The organism is Microbacterium keratanolyticum (assembly GCF_016907255.1).
GTDB classification, from domain to species: Bacteria; Actinomycetota; Actinomycetes; order Actinomycetales; family Microbacteriaceae; genus Microbacterium; species Microbacterium keratanolyticum.
The window spans coordinates 167,122-184,032 of sequence record NZ_JAFBBQ010000001.1 but is presented as its reverse complement, the minus strand read 5'-3'; the positions used below and the strand labels follow the sequence as shown (position 1 = coordinate 184,032).

22 protein-coding genes are annotated in these 16,911 nt (G+C 66.6%); 19 read left to right on the top strand and 3 right to left on the bottom strand.

Going from position 1 to position 16,911, the window contains the following annotated elements:
* Position 1: 1 nt before the first annotated feature.
* Positions 2-1,141 carry a glutamate--cysteine ligase gene (locus tag JOD62_RS00925; RefSeq protein ID WP_204937468.1) on the bottom strand — a complete coding sequence of 380 codons (1,140 nt, stop codon included), beginning with the start codon at positions 1,139-1,141 and terminating at the stop codon, positions 2-4.
* 222 nt (positions 1,142-1,363) lie between these two features.
* Between JOD62_RS00925 and rpsP the strand changes: the two genes are divergently transcribed.
* Genes rpsP through trmD form a run of 4 tightly spaced genes read left to right on the top strand, consistent with a single transcriptional unit; the run spans position 1,364 to position 3,356 of the window.
* A complete protein-coding gene (gene rpsP, locus JOD62_RS00920) occupies positions 1,364-1,792 on the top strand; it encodes a 30S ribosomal protein S16 (protein WP_204937467.1) in 429 nt (142 codons plus the stop codon).
* Between the two features lie 6 nt (positions 1,793-1,798).
* Positions 1,799-2,029, top strand: a complete 231-nt coding sequence (locus tag JOD62_RS00915) for an RNA-binding protein (RefSeq protein WP_204937466.1) — start codon at positions 1,799-1,801, stop codon at positions 2,027-2,029.
* Complete coding sequence (gene rimM, locus JOD62_RS00910) at positions 2,029-2,640, top strand: ribosome maturation factor RimM (protein ID WP_204937465.1); 612 nt, start codon at positions 2,029-2,031, stop codon at positions 2,638-2,640. The genes JOD62_RS00915 and rimM overlap by 1 nt, the downstream gene beginning before the upstream one ends.
* Before the next feature lie 14 nt (positions 2,641-2,654).
* The gene (gene trmD, locus JOD62_RS00905) at positions 2,655-3,356 is read left to right on the top strand and encodes a tRNA (guanosine(37)-N1)-methyltransferase TrmD (RefSeq protein ID WP_204937464.1); all 702 of its coding nucleotides are present in this window, start codon (positions 2,655-2,657) and stop codon (positions 3,354-3,356) included.
* Between the two features lie 28 nt (positions 3,357-3,384).
* Here trmD and map read toward each other — a convergent pair whose 3' ends face one another.
* Positions 3,385-4,167 carry a type I methionyl aminopeptidase gene (gene map / locus JOD62_RS00900; RefSeq protein WP_204937463.1) on the bottom strand — a complete coding sequence of 261 codons (783 nt, stop codon included), beginning with the start codon at positions 4,165-4,167 and terminating at the stop codon, positions 3,385-3,387.
* 104 nt (positions 4,168-4,271) lie between these two features.
* Between map and JOD62_RS00895 the strand changes: the two genes are divergently transcribed.
* The 9 genes from JOD62_RS00895 (at position 4,272) to JOD62_RS00855 (ending at position 11,333) form a co-directional block, all read left to right on the top strand.
* Positions 4,272-4,823, top strand: coding sequence for an MFS transporter permease (locus tag JOD62_RS00895; protein WP_204937462.1), 552 nt, complete (start codon positions 4,272-4,274; stop codon positions 4,821-4,823).
* A gap of 176 nt (positions 4,824-4,999) precedes the next feature.
* Positions 5,000-5,347 carry a 50S ribosomal protein L19 gene (gene rplS / locus JOD62_RS00890; RefSeq protein ID WP_204937461.1) on the top strand — a complete coding sequence of 116 codons (348 nt, stop codon included), beginning with the start codon at positions 5,000-5,002 and terminating at the stop codon, positions 5,345-5,347.
* Between the two features lie 119 nt (positions 5,348-5,466).
* Positions 5,467-6,207, top strand: coding sequence for a signal peptidase I (gene lepB, locus JOD62_RS00885; protein WP_204937460.1), 741 nt, complete (start codon positions 5,467-5,469; stop codon positions 6,205-6,207).
* Complete coding sequence (locus JOD62_RS00880; RefSeq protein WP_204940003.1) at positions 6,207-6,866, top strand: ribonuclease HII; 660 nt, start codon at positions 6,207-6,209, stop codon at positions 6,864-6,866. The genes lepB and JOD62_RS00880 overlap by 1 nt, the downstream gene beginning before the upstream one ends.
* Positions 6,867-6,920: 54 nt before the next feature.
* On the top strand, positions 6,921-7,247 hold the full coding sequence (locus JOD62_RS00875; RefSeq protein WP_204937459.1) for a DUF2469 family protein: 327 nt from the start codon (positions 6,921-6,923) through the stop codon (positions 7,245-7,247).
* Between the two features lie 101 nt (positions 7,248-7,348).
* Positions 7,349-7,708 carry a YraN family protein gene (locus JOD62_RS00870; RefSeq protein ID WP_204937458.1) on the top strand — a complete coding sequence of 120 codons (360 nt, stop codon included), beginning with the start codon at positions 7,349-7,351 and terminating at the stop codon, positions 7,706-7,708.
* Positions 7,705-9,234, top strand: a complete 1,530-nt coding sequence (locus JOD62_RS00865; protein WP_204937457.1) for a YifB family Mg chelatase-like AAA ATPase — start codon at positions 7,705-7,707, stop codon at positions 9,232-9,234. The genes JOD62_RS00870 and JOD62_RS00865 overlap by 4 nt, the downstream gene beginning before the upstream one ends.
* On the top strand, positions 9,231-10,409 hold the full coding sequence (gene dprA / locus JOD62_RS00860) for a DNA-processing protein DprA (RefSeq protein WP_204937456.1): 1,179 nt from the start codon (positions 9,231-9,233) through the stop codon (positions 10,407-10,409). Before JOD62_RS00865 ends, dprA begins: the two co-directional genes overlap by 4 nt.
* Positions 10,410-10,430: 21 nt before the next feature.
* On the top strand, positions 10,431-11,333 hold the full coding sequence (locus JOD62_RS00855) for a tyrosine recombinase (RefSeq protein ID WP_204937455.1): 903 nt from the start codon (positions 10,431-10,433) through the stop codon (positions 11,331-11,333).
* A gap of 16 nt (positions 11,334-11,349) precedes the next feature.
* Here the strand turns inward: JOD62_RS00855 and JOD62_RS00850 are convergent, their stop codons facing one another.
* The gene (locus tag JOD62_RS00850) at positions 11,350-11,898 is read right to left on the bottom strand and encodes a murein hydrolase activator EnvC family protein (protein ID WP_204937454.1); all 549 of its coding nucleotides are present in this window, start codon (positions 11,896-11,898) and stop codon (positions 11,350-11,352) included.
* Between the two features lie 298 nt (positions 11,899-12,196).
* Here JOD62_RS00850 and rpsB point away from each other — a divergent pair, with 298 nt between their 5' ends.
* The 6 genes from rpsB to JOD62_RS00820 all read left to right on the top strand — a co-directional run bounded on the left by rpsB (position 12,197) and on the right by JOD62_RS00820 (position 16,880).
* Positions 12,197-13,021: a 30S ribosomal protein S2 gene (gene rpsB / locus JOD62_RS00845; RefSeq protein ID WP_204937453.1), complete on the top strand. Its 825-nt coding sequence runs from the start codon at positions 12,197-12,199 to the stop codon at positions 13,019-13,021.
* Positions 13,022-13,065: 44 nt separating this feature from the next.
* Positions 13,066-13,893, top strand: a complete 828-nt coding sequence (tsf, locus tag JOD62_RS00840) for a translation elongation factor Ts (RefSeq protein WP_204937452.1) — start codon at positions 13,066-13,068, stop codon at positions 13,891-13,893.
* Between the two features lie 90 nt (positions 13,894-13,983).
* The gene (gene pyrH, locus JOD62_RS00835; protein ID WP_204937451.1) at positions 13,984-14,700 is read left to right on the top strand and encodes a UMP kinase; all 717 of its coding nucleotides are present in this window, start codon (positions 13,984-13,986) and stop codon (positions 14,698-14,700) included.
* Positions 14,701-14,775: 75 nt separating this feature from the next.
* Entirely contained in the window at positions 14,776-15,330 is a 555-nt protein-coding gene (frr, locus tag JOD62_RS00830; protein WP_204937450.1) for a ribosome recycling factor, read from the top strand.
* A 6-nt stretch (positions 15,331-15,336) separates the two neighbouring features.
* Positions 15,337-16,311 (top strand): phosphatidate cytidylyltransferase, encoded by a 975-nt coding sequence (locus tag JOD62_RS00825; protein ID WP_204937449.1) that lies wholly within the window; start codon positions 15,337-15,339, stop codon positions 16,309-16,311.
* 2 nt (positions 16,312-16,313) lie between these two features.
* Entirely contained in the window at positions 16,314-16,880 is a 567-nt protein-coding gene (locus JOD62_RS00820; protein ID WP_204937448.1) for a DivIVA domain-containing protein, read from the top strand.
* Positions 16,881-16,911 lie beyond the last annotated feature (31 nt).

Genomic DNA, 16,911 nt, shown 5'->3' with positions numbered 1-16,911 from the left:
GTCAGCCGCCGATCAGTCGGTCCGAACGGAACTCGTCGATGAGATGCTGCACGACAGTGCGCAGATCGCCCGTGGCGTCCGCCACAGCCAGCTGGCGCGCGTAGCTCGCGCCGTCCTGGAGAATCGTGCGGATCGATGCGAGTTCGGCGCCGCACCCGAGATCGTCTGCGATCGGCGCGAGTTCGCTGACGAGTGCGCCGAGGTGCTCGCGGACCGGGCGCTGTGTGCCGTCCGCGGCGATGATCGCCGTCGCGTCGAGCCCGTAGCGGGCCGCCCGCCACTTGTTCTCACGGTGGAACCAGGGTGGCAGCACCTCCAGCGTGTGGCCGTCGTCCAGCTGACGGGACAGGTGCTCGACGAGGACCTGCACGAGGGCGGCGACTGCGGCGAGCTCATGGAGCGTCGACATCCCGTCGCACGCGCGCACCTCGATCGTGCCCCAGCGCGGCGCCGGACGGATGTCCCAGCGGACTTCCGTGGCGTCGGCCATGACACCCGTCCGCTGCATGTCATCGAGGTAGGACTCGAAGTCCTCCCAGGTGCGCAACGGCCAGGGGAGACCGGCCGTCGGCAGCTGCTGGAAGACGAGTGCGCGATTCGACGCATATCCGGTGCGCTCGCCCGCCCAGAACGGGCTCGACGCCGAGAGTGCCTGCAGATGGGGCAGGTAGGTGCTGAGTGCGTTGATCAGCGGGATCACCTTGCGCTTGTCCTCCACGCCGACGTGGACATGGATACCCCAGATCATCATGTTGCGCCCCCACCACTGGGTGCGCTCGATCAGCGTGTGATAGCGCGTCTTGTCGGTCACACGCTGGTCGTACCATTGCGCAAAGGGATGACTTCCCGCGGAAAGCAGGGCGATGCCGGCGGGCTCGGTGGCCGCGCGAACCTCCGCGATCGCTGCGGCGATATCGCCCACCGCCTGGGCGACGGTCTCTCCGACGCCGCTGGTCACCTCGATCGTGTTCGTGAGGAGCTCGCCGGTCACGGTATGGCGCGCGTCCGCACTCTGCTCCTCGAGCGCCGTCAAAAGCTGAGGGGCTCGGTCGACGAGGTCTCCGGTCATCGGATCGGCGAGCATGATCTCCCACTCGATGCCAACAGTCGAGCGCGCGGATTCTGCGAACGGGATCGTCACGTGCACAGTCTGGCACGCGTGGTTGTGTGCGCAGAGTGTCTGCGCGGAATGCCGCCGCGCGCCGCGTTTCGCGAGACGCCGCCGAACATGGCAGAATAGAGGGTCGGACGGCATGCTCGACCCTCTATCCAGCATGTCCATCCTCCTCAGAGCTTCCGCCGGGTGTGCACCCCACTCTCCAGGCGATCGGTTCAACATCTCTTTCACACATTCAGGAGAATCGTGGCTGTCAAGATTCGTCTCAAGCGCATGGGCAAGATCCGTGCGCCGTACTACCGCATCGTCGTCGCCGACTCGCGCACCAAGCGCGACGGTCGCGTGATCGAGGAGATCGGCAAGTACCACCCCACCGAGCAGCCCTCGTTCATCGAGGTCGACTCGGAGCGTGCACAGTACTGGCTGTCGGTGGGCGCGCAGCCGACCGAGCAGGTCACCGCGATCCTCAAGATCACGGGCGACTGGGGCAAGTTCAAGGGTGACAAGGACGCAAAGTCCACCCTTCAGGTCGCAGAGGCCAAGGCTGAGTTCACGGCAGACGCCGCCAAGAAGTCGGTCATCAAGCCCAAGGCTGAGAAGAAGGAAGCCCCGGCTGAGGCCGAGGCTCCCGTCGACGCGGAGGCCGCTGAGGCTCCCGCCGCAGACGCAGAGTAATCCGCTGTGCTGGCTGCCGCGCTCGAACACGTCGTCAAGGGGATCGTCGATCACCCGGATGACGTTCACATCACCGCTTCCACGTCGCCTCGCGGCGACCTTCTCGAGGTGCGCGTGCACCCCGATGACCGTGGGCGTGTGATCGGGCGCGGCGGCCGCACCGCAAAGGCACTGCGCACGCTGCTGACGGCCCTGGCCGACGGGCGTCGCGTGCGCATCGATGTAGCGGACGACTGATGGCCGCACAGGAACGCGCAGGGGGCAAGAACCAGCTGCGCGTGGGTCGTCTTGTCAAAGCGCATGGGCTCAAGGGCGCCCTGAAGCTCGAGCTGTACACCGATGATCCCGCGGGCCGATTCGTCCCCGGGGCGGAGTTCACGTTGCAGGTGCCCGAGGCATCTCCGTGGCACGGAAAGACGATCACCGTTCGCGAGTACCGCCTCATGAACGGCAACCCCGTCGTCTTCCTTGAGGGCATCGACGACCGCACAGCCGCGGAAGAGCTCGTCAAGGCGATCCTGTGGATCGACCAGGACGACGCCACCGAGCAGGCGGAGGACGACGCGTGGTATGACCACCAGCTCGTCGGTCTCGACGTCGTTCGCGATGATGTCGTCATCGGGCGCGTGGCGCGCGTCGATCACTTCCCCGCACAGGATCTGCTGATCGTGCGTGTCGGCGAGAACGAGATCATGGTGCCGTTCGTCACCGCGATCGTTCCGACCGTCGACCTTGCGGCTGGCCGCGTGATCGTGACGCCCCCGCCCGGACTCTTCGAAGAGCTTCCCGAGGCGGACGACACCCCTGACGCGAGCGCCGCAGCTGAGGCATCCGGCGACTCCGACTGATACCAGGAGCCCCGATGCACATCGACGTCGTCTCAATCTTCCCGTCGTACTTCGACGGACTCGCGCTCTCGCTGCTCGGCAAGGCCCGGGAGTCGGGCCTTCTCGACATGCACGTACACGATCTTCGCGATTGGACGTTCGACCGGCATCGTACGGTCGACGACACGCCCTATGGCGGTGGTGCAGGCATGGTCATGAAGCCCGAGCCGTGGGGGCTTGCGCTCGACCAGCTGGTCTCGACAGAGGCGGATGCGGCCGCGCCGCGACCGACGATCATCTTCCCGTCGCCGGCCGGTGAGGTCTTCACCCAGGCGACGGCGCGCGATCTCTCCACGCGCTCGCATCTCATCTTCGGCTGCGGCCGCTATGAAGGCATCGACGAGCGCGTCTTCGAGTACGCCGACACGATCGGCGAAGTGCGTCTGATCAGCCTTGGCGACTATGTCCTCAACGGCGGAGAGGTCGCGTCGATGGCGATGATCGAGGCGATCGGACGCCTTGTGCCCGGGGTCGTCGGAAACCCGGAGAGCCTTGTCGAGGAGTCTCATGAGGACGGACTCCTGGAGTACCCCTCGTACACGAAGCCGTCGAGCTGGCGTGAACGCGAGGTGCCGCCGATCCTCCTGAGCGGCAACCATGCCGCGATCGCGAAATGGCGCGCGGAACAGCAACTCGAACGCACGCGGCGACGTCGCCCCGACCTGCTCGCAGACTGACGCGCGCAGGCCGAGCCCGCAGCGTCTGCTACTTGACCCCGAGGAACGAACGATCCGTCAGGATGATCGGTCCGTCATCGGTGATCGCGATGGTGTGCTCGGAGTGCGAGCCTCGTGACCCGTCGACACTGCGCAGGGTCCAGCCATCCGGGTCGGTGAACAGCTCGTTGGTCGTCGCAAGCAGCCAGGGCTCGAGCGCGAGGACGAGGCCGGCGCGCAGCGGGAAACCGCGTCCGGCGCGGCCGTCGTTGGCGACGTGCGGGTCGCCGTGCATGGTGCGGCCCACGCCATGTCCGCCGAAGTCGGTGTTGATCGAGTAGCCCTCACCGTGGGAGATCTCCGCGATCGCCGCCGAGATGTCGCCGATGCGGTTTCCGACCGTGGCGGCGGCGATTGCCGCATCCAGTGCGCGCTCGGTCGTGTCGATCAGGCGCAGATCCTCGTCGCGCGGCGTGCCGACGATGAAGGACACGGCGGAGTCGGAGACCCAGCCATCGACGGAGACCGCGAAGTCCAGAGTGACGAGATCACCGTCGCGCAGCGTGTAGTCGTGGGGGAGTCCGTGCAGGACGGCGTCGTTCACGGAGGTGCAGATGACCTTGCCGAAGGGGCTTGCGCCGAAGGAAGGGTGGTAATCGATGTAGCAGGACTCTGCGCCCGCCTTGCGGATCATCTCGTGCGCACGGCGGTCGATGGCGAGAAGATTCGTGCCCACCTTGGTTTCGTCGCGCAGGGTGGCCAAAGTCTCGGCCACGAAGCGTCCGGCCGCACGCATCTCTTCGATCTCGGCAGGGGTGCGCAGTTCGATCATCAGGGGGATTCCTCTCGTCTCTTCTATTCTCCCTGATGCGCGCTCGAAGGATGCTCACAGCGAACTCCTGCCTGATGGGCGCTTCGGCGTCGTAGCATCACGGTATGTGGTTGCGAAAGGCGTTCTTCCGCTGGCTGTTCCCGGCGGCCGCGGTGCTGCCGCTGTGGCTCTTCATCGGCTGGGGAATCTTCCAGGCTGGCGGCTGGGCATTCGTCTGGGTGCTGCTGATGGCGGTGCCGTCGGTGCTCATCGGGCAGATCGTGCTGACGCTTCTCGTTCGTGCGCGCCCTTCGGTGCGCGCAGAGCGCGCGGTGTCCTGGCTCGACGTGCTCGGTTTTGCGGTGTGGCATGCGCTCGTCATCGCGGTCGGATGCTTCCCGCAGGGCTGGTTCGGATGGGCGTTGGCGGGCGCGATCGTCGTCTTCATCGCCCTGTTCTGGTCTTCTCTCGCGCAGCTGTGGAACGAAGCCCGCGGTCGCGGGAGCGTCGTCATCACGGAGACCGCCTGGGTGCCTCCATCCGGATCGCAGGCGCCCTTCGGGTCCCCCGCAGGCGAGCGCCCGGCGCCGACGGGCAACCGCGCGCAGAGTCACGATGTGTACGTGATCACCGAGGTGCGGGAGGACCCGCAGAACCCCTCTCGGCCATCGCCGTAGCCTGAGGGAAGCACCGTTTTGGTGCGGTCTGATGATTCGTGGCAGAATGGTTGTTTGTGCCGTGACCCGGCTCTGCCTCAGGGGAGCCCGCGGACGCACTTGCGCCGTACAGCACACTCCACGTACCAATCCTTACCCATGCATCCGACCTGTGGCGAGTGCAGAGAGAGACGATCATGCAGATCCTCGACGTCGTTGACGCGGCTTCGCTCCGTTCCGACATTCCCGAGTTCTTCCCCGGCGACACCGTCAAGGTGCACGTGAACATCACCGAAGGTTCGCGTTCGCGTATCCAGGTGTTCCAGGGTGTTGTCATCGGCCGCCAGGGCGATGGCGTCCGCGAGACCTTCACGGTCCGCAAGATCAGCTTCCAGGTGGGCGTGGAGCGTATGTTCCCCGTGCACAGCCCGGTGATCGACCACATCGAGGTCGTCACCCGCGGTGACGTTCGTCGCGCGAAGCTCTACTACCTGCGCAACCTCCGTGGCAAGAAGGCCAAGATCAAGGAGAAGCGCGACCGCTAAGTCGCAGACTCTTTCAGCACCCCGGGACACGATGTCTCGGGGTGCTGTGTTTTCGGGAAGATATGCGAACCTGGGAGGTGTCGTCGTGCGGACGGCAGTTTTCCCCGTGAAGGACGTCGATGACACACGAGAATGCCGCCACCAGGAGCAGACTCCGCCGGAAGGCCTCGCATCGAGGGTGGCTCGTCTTCCTCCGGGACATCCTGGTGATCGTCGTGATCGCCGTGCTGGTGTCGTTCCTGGTCAAGACGTTCGTCGTGCGCAGTTTCTTCATTCCGTCGAGCTCGATGGAGGACACCCTCCTCGTGAAGGATCGCATCCTCGTCGATGAGCTCACCCCTCGCTGGACCGGGTACGAGCGCGGCGACGTCGTCGTGTTCAAGGATCCGGGCGGATGGCTGCCGCCGGCGCCGCAGGTTCCGCCGCGCCCGCCGCTCGTGGAGGCAGGGGAGTGGCTGCTCGCTCTCGTGGGAATCGCCGCGCCGGATTCTCATGACCATCTCGTCAAGCGGGTCATCGGTCTCCCCGGTGATCACGTGGTCTGCTGCAACGCGCTGGGGCAGATCACCGTGAACGGGTCGCCGATCGACGAGTCCGCCTACCTGAAGCTGCCCCCCGGCGACACCGCGGCCTCGAACGTCGACTTCGACGTCACCGTGCCGGATGATGCGGTGTGGGTGCTCGGCGACAATCGTGACCGCTCGCAGGACTCCCGGTTCCACCAGGAGCAGCCCACGGAGGGCTTCGTCCCCCTGCCGAACGTGGTCGGACGCGCCTTCATCATCACGTGGCCGTTCGAGCGCATCGGCGGCATCGACGGACATCACTCCGTCTTCAACGGCGTGCAGGATCCGGAATGATGGCCGTGGTCAGCCCCACGCTGACGCTTGAGCGTCGGCTGCTCCGCGAGTACACGACGATCATCGCGCTCGATGAGGTGGGGCGCGGTGCCCTGGCAGGACCGGTTGCCGTGGGTGCTGCGCTGATGGATGCTGCGGGCGCACGTCACCGGGTGCCCGAGGGACTGCGCGACTCGAAGCTCGTCACGGAGAAGCGTCGCCCTGACGTCGCCGCACGTGCGGAGGCGTGGGTGCAGGGGAGTGGCATCGGCTGGTCTTCGGCGGCTGAGATCGATCAGGTCGGCATCATGCGCGCGCTCGGGCTCGCTGCGTCACGTGCGATTCTCGCAGTGAGTGCGTCAGGGGTCGACCTGAGCACGACGCTCATCATCCTCGACGGCAACCATGACTATGTCTCCGCCGTGCACCCCGAACGGCTCACGGTGCGCTCCATCGTCAAGGGTGACCGCGACTGCGCGTCGGTGTCTTCTGCCTCGGTGATCGCGAAGGTCGCCCGGGACACTCTCATGCAGGAGCTGCATGCGCAGCATCCGGCGTATCAATGGGACCGCAACAAGGGGTACGCGAGTCAAGAGCACCGGGATGCGATCCGCGCCGGTGGATTGAGCCCGTATCACCGGGCCTCCTGGGCGATTGCTGACGCCCCGACGCTTTTCTGACCTGCCTGGCGGCGGCCTCCGCTGCCTGCAAAGGTCTTCTAGGATGGAAGAACCATGGATGACGAAGCTTTCGACGACTACGACCGCGAGCTGGAGCTCGCGCTGTACCGCGAGTACCGCGACGTCGTTTCCCAGTTCCAGTACGTGATCGAGACCGAGCGTCGCTTCTACCTCGCGAACGAGGTCAACGTCGTGCGCCGCGACACCGAGCACGACTTCTACTTCGAAGTCGCGATGACCGATGTCTGGGTGTGGGACATCTACCGCGCCGATCGATTCGTGAAGTCGGTGCGTGTGCTGACGTTCAAGGACGTCAACGTCGAGGAGCTCTCGCGCCGCGAGTTCGAGCTTCCGCAGGAGCTGTCACTCGACGGAGAGTGAACCGCTGACGCGAGTTCTGCACATCCGAGCGTGAATCTGGATTCTCCGGCATTCCCGCTTTCGCCGGTTTCTGCTCTGCGCCGCCCCGCGAGCATGGTGGCATGGCACGGAAAGACGACTTGGGACGCGCCGGAGAAGACCGCGCAGCCTCCTACCTGACGGCGCGTGGGTACCGCATCGTCGAGCGCAATTGGCGGTGCGCGCAGGGCGAGATCGACATCATCGCGACGCGCGATGGTGTCGTCAGCTTCGTCGAGGTCAAGACGCGGACGAGCATCGCCTTCGGTCACCCCTTCGACGCGATCGACGCACGCAAACGGGAGCGGATGTGGCGTCTCGCCTATGCCTGGGCGGGGACGAACCCGGGCGGTGGTGCCCGCCCGTTGCGACTGGGCGTGATCGGGATCATCGGCGCGGACCCTGCACGCGGAACGATCGAGCATCTCGAGGATCTTCGATGACCACGGCCCGCACCTGGGCGGTCGCTTTCTCTGGCATCGCAGGGCACCTCGTCGAGGTCGAGGCCGACCTCTCCAATCAGACGCCCGGATTCTCGCTGGTGGGTCTCGCTGATCGCGCACTGAGCGAGGCGGTCAGTCGCGTCCACAACGCGTGCAAGAACAGTGGGATCGAGCTTCCGCATCGGCGACTCACGGTCAACCTGTCGCCCGCGAGTCTGCCCAAGCACGGTTCCGCGTTCGATCTCGCGATCGCGGTCGCCGCGTTGTCGACCGAGGGCGCGATGGATGCGGCTTCCATCGCTCGTACGGTGCACATCGGCGAGCTGGGCTTGGATGGGCGCCTCCGTCCGGTGTCCGGTGTTCTGCCTGCCGTGCGCGCGGCGCGGGAGGCCGGATTCGGGCGCGTGATCGTGCCGCACGCGAACTTGCGCGAAGCCGAGCTGGTGACGGGGATCGACGTGCGCGGGTACGGATGCCTCGGCGAGGTTGCGGCCTTTCACGGCGCGGAGGTCGACGTCCCGGATGTCGAGCCGATCCGCCTTGCCGAGATGCCCGCCCCTGCGGCGGCGCCACCCGATCTGAGTGAGGTCGTCGGTCAGCCTGAAGCGGTGTCGGCGCTGCTGGTCGCGGCAGCCGGCGGTCACAACATGCTGCTGAGTGGCCCGCCGGGCGCCGGTAAGACGATGCTGGCGCGCCGCCTGCCCGGAATTCTGCCGGCGCTCGATGAGGAGGAGGCTCTCGAGGTGGCGGCCGTGCGTTCGCTCGCGGGTGAGCCGATTCAGGCGCTGGGGCGAGAGGCACCCTTCGTCGCGCCGCACCACGGCGCATCTCTTGCCGCGCTCGTCGGCGGCGGCACCCGCCAGGCCCGGCCCGGCGCGATCGTGCGGGCGCACAGGGGGATTCTGTTCCTCGATGAGGCGGCGGAGTTCTCCGGTGTGGCACTGGATGCGCTGCGTCAACCCTTGGAATCGGGCACGATCGAGATCCACAGAGCGGGTTTCATCGCGGCCTTTCCTGCCCGCTTTCAGTTGATCCTCGCAACAAACCCCTGTCCCTGCGGTCTCTACGGCGTCGCGGGGGAAGAGTGCATCTGTCCGCCGTCTGCGATCCGGAGGTATGCCGCTCGGCTCTCCGGTCCGCTCCGCGACCGCCTCGACATCGCGGTGCACGTGACGCGGGTGACCTCGATCCATGCGCCGGCGCTCGGCCAGGGGCTGGTGAGCACGGCGGAGGCGCAGGATCGTGTTCGGCTCGCCCGCTCCCGAGCGCGTGAACGGTGGGCAGGGACTCCCTGGCGTCTGAATGCGGAGATCCCCGGATCGTGGCTCCGTCAAGGGGAGTACCGACTCGAGCGTGACACCCGGGCGGCGCTGGACCTGGCGCTTCAGCGTGGTTCGCTCACACTGCGCGGGTACGACCGCGTTCTGCGTCTGGCGTGGACGCTCGCCGACCTCGACGGCGAAACGATGCCGGCGATCGAACATGTCGGTCGCGCGCTCTTTCTCAAGAAGGGACTCGTTCTATGACACCCGCGCCGCAGGCGGTCCTGCAAGACGACGATGTTCGGAGAGCGGCCGCCGCGCTGCGCCCCGATCGTCCGCTCGACGACGTCATCGCACGCGTGGCCTGGGGCGTCCTCACCGAGCCCGGTGACGGCACTGCGGGAGCACTGGTCGCGCAGTGCGGACCGCTGGAGGCGTTGCAACTGGCTTTCGGCGGAGACGCGGAAGAAGAACACCATCGCGCCGTGCGAGATGGCCGGAAGCGCTGGCTCCCGCGGTGGGACACTGCGCTGATCCGCGCGGCCATGGACGCGGCGTTGCGATGCCGGGCGCAGCTGCTGCTGCCGGGAGATGCCGCCTGGCCGGCGGGGCTTGATGACCTCGACGGTCACGCCCCGCACGTGCTGTGGGTGCGGGGGGACGCTGGCGCGCTTGGGCGTGCGCACGGCGCCGTCGCGATTGTCGGCGCGCGTGCGGCGACCGCGTACGGCGAGCATGTCGCTGCCGACTTCGCCGGCGGGCTGACCGATCGTGGCTTCCTCGTGATTTCCGGCGGCGCCTATGGCATCGACGGGGCGGCGCATCGGGCAGTGCTGCGCGCCGGGGGAGACACCGTCGCCTTCCTTGCAGGTGGAGTGGATCGTGCGTACCCCGCCGGGCACGCGCAACTGCTGCAGAGCGTCGCAGGAACGGGTGCCGTTCTCAGCGAGGTTCCCTGCGGGACCGCGCCCACCAAGTGGCGCTTTCTCGCGCGCAACCGGCTGATCGCGGCGGCCGCACATGCGACCGTGGTGGTCGAGGCAGGAGCGCGCAGCGGTTCGTTGAACACCGCAGGGCACGCCGCCTCGTTGGGGCGACCGCTCGGAGCAGTGCCGGGATCGATCACGAGTGCGGCCTCGATGGGCTGTCACCGACTGCTCCGTGAGTACGACGCGCGGTGTGTGACCTCGGTCGACGATGTCGTCGAGCTGATGGGACTGTCGCACGGGCTCGGAGAGGCAGCGCAGGTGCCTCCGCGCGGACCGCACGATGCGGAGCTTGTGCGTCTCGGCGACGCACTCAGCGCGCGCGCTCCGCGGGAGCCGCTGGACCTTGCTCGGCGATCGGGACTCTCGATCGAGCGTGTGGAGGCACTGCTCGGGCTTCTGATGCTGGAGGGCACGGTGCAGCGTGGCGCGGGCGGGTGGCGGCGCGTGTAGCCGGCACGGCATCCTGGAAGGGTGCGCCTCTCTGAAGCATCCGCTCGCTTCACGACCCACCTCGCTCAGGTGCGTCGTCTTTCAGCGGCGACCGTGCGCGCGTACCGCTCAGATCTCGCCGACCTGGGCGCGACGATGGGGGATCTTCCGGTCGCGGAGATCGGACTGGAAGAGCTGCGCGACTGGCTCTGGCAGGCCACGCAACGAGGAGATGCTCGGGCGACGCTCGCTCGTCGTTCGGCGACCGCGCGTTCCTTCTTCGCCTGGGCACATGACGAGAAACTGATCGACGCCGATCCGAGTATCCGACTGGTGTCGCCGAAACGTCCGCGCACCCTTCCCCGGGTGGCCACCGCCGACACGCTCGACGACCTCCTCGCCGAGATGAGGGAAGACGCAGCCCGGGGTGATGCGATCGCGCTGCGCGACCACGCGATTCTGGAACTGCTCTACGCCTCGGGCATCCGCGTGTCCGAACTCTGCGGTCTCGACGTCGACGACCTCGATCTCGATCGTTCGACCGCCCGTGTGCTGGGCAAAGGGGGGAAAGAGCGCGTCGTTCCCTTCGGGCGCCCCGCGCGGGAGGCCCTCGACGCCTACCTTCGCCGTGGCCGGCCCGCCCTGCTGGCGCGCACGGCGCGTCCCAGCGCGGCGATCTTCCGCGGTGTGCGTGGAGGCGAACTGGGACCACGGGCGGTGTACGAGCTGGTCGCGCGCACGCTCGGCCCGCGGATCGGTGCCGCCGCCGTGGGACCGCATGCGCTCCGTCACTCGGCGGCCACGCACCTGCTCGACGGAGGCGCCGATCTGCGAGCCGTCCAGGAGATGCTCGGCCATGCGAGCCTCGGAACGACTCAGATCTACACCCACGTCTCCGCGGAGCGCATCGCCGCCGCCTACAAGCTCGCCCACCCTCGAGCCTGAGGACTCCCGCCGAGGCTCAGCATCCTCCTGGTCCGCAGGGAAGAAGGATCGCGCGCGGCACGCCGCCGAACAGCAGCATCGGATTCACATAGACCCCGTCACTGCGCACACCCACGTGCAGCGTTCCGGCAGCGGCATGACCGCCGACGTCGATCGTTCCCAGCAGCTCGCCTTCGCTGACCACCGTCCCCGCGTTCACGGCGCTCAGGACCGGCTCGAACGAGGACACGAGTCCGTCGCCGTGGTCGATCGTGAGCACGGCACGGTCGACGACGACGCCGCGAAACGCAACGACCCCGTCGGCAGGTGCATGCACGGCGGCATCGGTGCTCGGCGCGATGTCGATGCCGCGGTGTCCCGGCCCGTACGCGTGCGCAGGTGCACGAAACGGCTCGACGACGACGCGTGTTCCGAGGAGCGGCCAGGACCAGTCGCGGTCGAACTCCTCCAGGGCGCGTGGCGCATCGGCAGGGGCGGCGGTCGCGTGCGGGGAGAACGCGAGCGCGATCACGGTGACCAGCAGCGTGACGGACAGCAGACGATGGTGACGGACGAGCGAGGGCATGCAGAGGATGTTCTCGTCCCCGCAGGTGCCCGCGGAGCACATCCGCGCGACCCGTGCGCAACCCCGTGAATCGCGCGACTGTGCAGGAAGCGCGTGCGCGGCGAGCAGGCCCCGCACTGATACACTTGTCACCGCATCTCGACTTCGAGGTGACTACGCGTGCCCACAGCGTTTACGTGGCGATCACCTCCCAGCGGTCCCTTTCCAGGGCGGGAGTGCGTCGGGCACCAGGACGAACGATCAACCGATCGACGTGACAACCCTACGGCGCACTGCGCCACAGAGAAGGAGAACGACCATGGCCGTCGTTACCATCCGCCAGCTGCTCGACAGCGGCGTTCACTTCGGACACCAGACCCGTCGCTGGAACCCGAAGGGCAAGCGCTTCATCCTCACCGAGCGCAGCGGAATCCACATCATCGACCTGCAGCAGTCGCTCGGCTACATCGACAAGGCGTACGACTTCGTCAAGGAGACCGTCGCCCACGGTGGCACGATCCTCTTCGTCGGCACCAAGAAGCAGGCGCAGGAAGTTCTCGCAGAGCAGGCGACGCGCGTCGGCCAGCCCTACGTCAACCAGCGCTGGCTCGGTGGCCTCCTCACCAACTTCTCGACGGTCTCCAAGCGTCTTGCACGCATGAAGGAGCTCGAAGAGCTGAACTTCGACGACCCCGCGTCGTCGCCGTTCACCAAGAAGGAGCTGCTGCTCAAGAAGCGCGAGCTCGACAAGCTGCACAAGTCGCTCGGCGGTATCCGCAACCTCACGAAGACCCCTTCGGCTCTGTGGGTCGTCGACGCGAAGCGTGAGCACCTTGCGATCGACGAGGCCAAGAAGCTCGGCATCCCCGTGATCGGCATCCTCGACACGAACGCCGACCCGGACGACTTCCAGTACCCGATCCCCGGCAACGACGACGCGATCCGCTCGGTCTCGCTGCTGACGCGCATCATCGCTGACGCTGCCGCTGAGGGCCTTCAGGAGAAGCACAACCCGGCCGGCGACGCTGAGCCGCTCGCTGAGTGGGAAGCAGAACTGCTTCAGGCATCGACCGAGGCTCCGGCCGAGGCTGCTGAGGCACCGGCCGCTGAGGCCGAGGTCGCAGCGGACGCTGACGCCAAGTAATCCCACCCACACGCACAACGAAACGAAGCAAGGAGCCACCACACATGGCCAACTTCAACATCGCCGACATCAAGGCTCTGCGTGAGCAGCTCGGCACGGGAATGGTTGACACCAAGAACGCTCTCGAAGAGGCGGAAGGTGACCTCCAGAAGGCTGTCGAGATCCTGCGCCTCAAGGGTGCGAAGGGCAACGCCAAGCGCGCTGACCGTTCCACCAGCGAGGGCCTGATCGCTGCTCGTGAGCAGGATGGCGCTGTGACGATCATCGAGCTCGCCTGCGAGACCGACTTCGTCGCGAAGAACGAGCGCTTCGGTGCGCTCGCAGACAAGGTCGCCGACGCTGTCGCCGCTGCCAAGGCCGACTCGGCCGAGGCCGCTCTGGCCGCTCCCGCGGGCGACCAGACCGTCGAGCAGCTCATCTCCGAAGAGGCCGCCATCATCGGCGAGAAGGTGGAGCTGCGTCGCGTGCGCACCGTCACCGGTGACAACCTCTCGGTGTACCTGCACCGCACCAGCAAGGACCTGCCGCCGCAGATCGGTGTCGTCGTCGCCTACTCGGGTGACGACGCTGAGACCGCTCGCAGCATCGCGCAGCACATCTCGTTCGCGAACCCCACCTACCTCAGCCGCGAGGATGTCCCCGCAGCAGAGATCGAGAAGGAGCGCGAGATCGTCACCGAGATCTCTCGCAACGAGGGCAAGCCGGAAGCGGCTCTCCCGAAGATCGTCGAGGGGCGTGTCGCAGCGTTCGTCAAGCAGGTCTCGCTCCTCGAGCAGGACTACGCCAAGGACAACAAGCTCTCTGTCGCCCAGGTCGCGAAGGACGCCGGTATCACCGTGACCGACTTCGCGCGCTTCAAGGTCGGCGCGTAGCTCACACGAAGGGGTTCGGATCTTTCTGATCCGAACCCCTTCTTCGTGCGCACAGCACGGTATTTTTATTGCGACGAGAGGAACACAACCATGACGAAGACCACAGAGCGGCGCCGCGTCGTCCTCAAGCTCTCCGGTGAGGCTTTCGGCGGTGGACAGCTGGGTGTGAACCCCGACATCGTCAGCCAGATCGCCCGCGAGATCGCGGCAGCCACCGACCAGGTCGAGATCGCCGTCGTCGTCGGTGGTGGCAACTTCTTCCGCGGTGCTGAGCTCAGCCAGCGTGGCATGGACCGCGGTCGTGCCGACTACATGGGCATGCTGGGCACCGTCATGAACGCTCTCGCACTGCAGGACTTCCTCGAGCAGGCAGGTGCAGAGCCCCGCGTGCAGTCGGCGATCGCCATGACGCAGGTCGCGGAGCCCTACATCCCGCTGCGCGCGGAGCGCCACATGGAGAAGGGGCGTGTCGTGATCTTCGGCGCGGGAGCGGGTCTGCCGTACTTCTCGACCGACACGGTCGCCGCACAGCGTGCGCTGGAGATCAGCGCGCACGAGGTGCTCGTCGCCAAGAATGGCGTCGACGCCATCTACACGGCCGATCCGAACAAGGATGCCTCGGCCACGCGCATCGACACCGTCACCTACCGCGAGGCTCTGCAGAACGGTCTCAAGGTCGTCGACTCGACGGCGTTCAGCCTCTGCATGGACAACGGCATGAACATGCGCGTGTTCGGCATGGAGCCTGCCGGCAACATCACGCGCGCGCTGCTGGGGGAGCCGATCGGCACCCTCGTCACCGCCTGAGCGACGCGCGCGCACACCGGGGCGACAGGGTCGCCCGACTAGACTATTCAGAACATCCTGACGATAGGAGTCACCGTGATCGCGGACGTCCTTGCAGACACCACCGCTCGTATGAACCGCGCAGTCGAGGCGGCGAAGGAAGACTTCGCCACCGTGCGCACAGGACGCGCGAACCCCCAGCTTTTCCAGAAGGTCCTCGTCGACTACTACGGCACCCCGACGCCCATCGGTCAGCTGGCTTCGCTGGCCAACCAGGAGGCGCGCACGCTCATCATCACGCCGTACGACAAGTCGGCGCTGAAGGCCGTCGAGCAGGCGATCCGCGACATGCCGAACCTGGGCGCGAACCCGACCAACGACGGCAATCTCATCCGCGTCACGATGCCTGAGCTGACGGCCGACCGTCGCAAGGAGTACGTCAAGCTCGTGAAGTCGAAGGGCGAGGACGCGAAGGTTCACGTCCGTGGCATCCGCCGCAAGGCGAAGGACGAGCTGGACGCTCTCAAGAGCGAGCTCGGTGAAGACGAGATCGCGCGCGGCGAGAAGGAGCTCGACGCTCTGACCCGTCAGCACGTTGATCTCATCGACGAGGCGCTGAAGCGCAAAGAGGCAGAACTCCTCGAGGTGTGACGGTACATGTCCACGCACCCCGATGACGAGGCGCCCCGCGAAGACGCACTGCATGCGCAGTGGCGCGCTGCGCGGGACGAGATCGGCACGCACGTGTCGCATGCGCGCGATCAGCTGGATCAGGCCAACGAGCGGATCAAGGCCCGAACGGGTCGCGATCTGATCCTGGCGACCCTGATCGGTCTGCTCATCGGCGGACTTCTGCTGGTCTCGTTGATCTTCGTCAAGTGGGCGTTCCTGTTCTTCGCGGTGGCCGGATCGCAGCTCGCGATCTTCGAGCTGTCGCGAGCACTGCGCGCGGGCGGGCGTCGCATCGATGTCGTCCCGCAGCAGATCGCCGGCGCGCTCCTCGTCTTCGCGGCGTATTTCGCGGAGCTGTGGCTGACCTGGGTCACGCTGTTCTTCGCAATCGCCCTCGTGATCATCTGGCGTCTGCTGGCGCAGATGATCGCCCGTGACGGCCGCACCTATGGCGATGTGCTCACCGACGCGCTCGTCAGCGGGTTCGTCCAGGTCTATGTTCCTTTCCTCGCGGGTATCACGCTCATCCTGCTGCGGCAGGACGGCGGCGAATGGTGGGTTCTCTCGTTCATCGTGGTGGTCGTCGTCGCAGACACAGGCGCCTATGCGTCCGGCCTGCTCTTCGGCAAGCATCCGATGGCTCCGAAGATCAGCCCGAAGAAGACCTGGGAAGGTTTTGCGGGTGCGGTGTTCTTCTCGCTTCTGGCCGGAGTGCTGCTGGCGATGTTCCTGCTGGGCCTGCCGTGGTGGGCCGGGCTCGTCTTCGGCGCGGTGCTCGTCGGCACCGCGACGCTCGGTGATCTCGGCGAGTCGATGCTCAAGCGCGACCTCGGGATCAAGGACATGAGTTCCTGGCTTCCCGGCCACGGCGGATTCCTGGACCGACTTGACAGCATCCTGCCGTCCGCGGTTGCGGCGCTCACTCTCTACGCTGTCCTTTCTCCTCTGGCGGTATCGTGACCATGACTGACTCGAACAGCCGTGCGGCTTCGGCGCCCTTTCCTGTGACGGAAGGTCGGGAGAAGGGCTACCAACGCGCAGCGGTGGACGTGTTCCTTCGCCGAGCGAAGTCCAGCTTTGACGGCGAGGGTGCCCCGCTCGATTCCGCCGGGGTACGACAGGCGTCTTTCCCCCTGGTGAAGGGTGGCTATCGCATCTCCGATGTGGACGCAGCGCTCGCACGTGTCGAGGACGCTTTCGCGCAGCGGGAGCGCGCCGCGGCGGTCGCCCGGGCCGGTGCTGGCGTCTGGGTGGATCGCGCCCGCGGTGAGGCGCAGCTGATTCTGGACCACCTCGCCCGACCGAAGAAGAAACGCTTCGCTCGTTCGGGCCCGCTGACCTTCGGCTACCGCATCGACGAAGTCGATCATGTGGCAGAGAAGATCGTGCGGTTCCTGCGTGATGGGCAGACGCTCACGGTGGAGCAAGTGCGTTCCACGGCATTCCGCATGCAGCGCGGCGGCTACCGTGAGGAGCAGGTCGACGCCCTGTTGGATGCCACAATCGACGTGCTTCTGGCCGTTCGATGACGATTCCCATGGAGGATTCAGATTCGCGTGG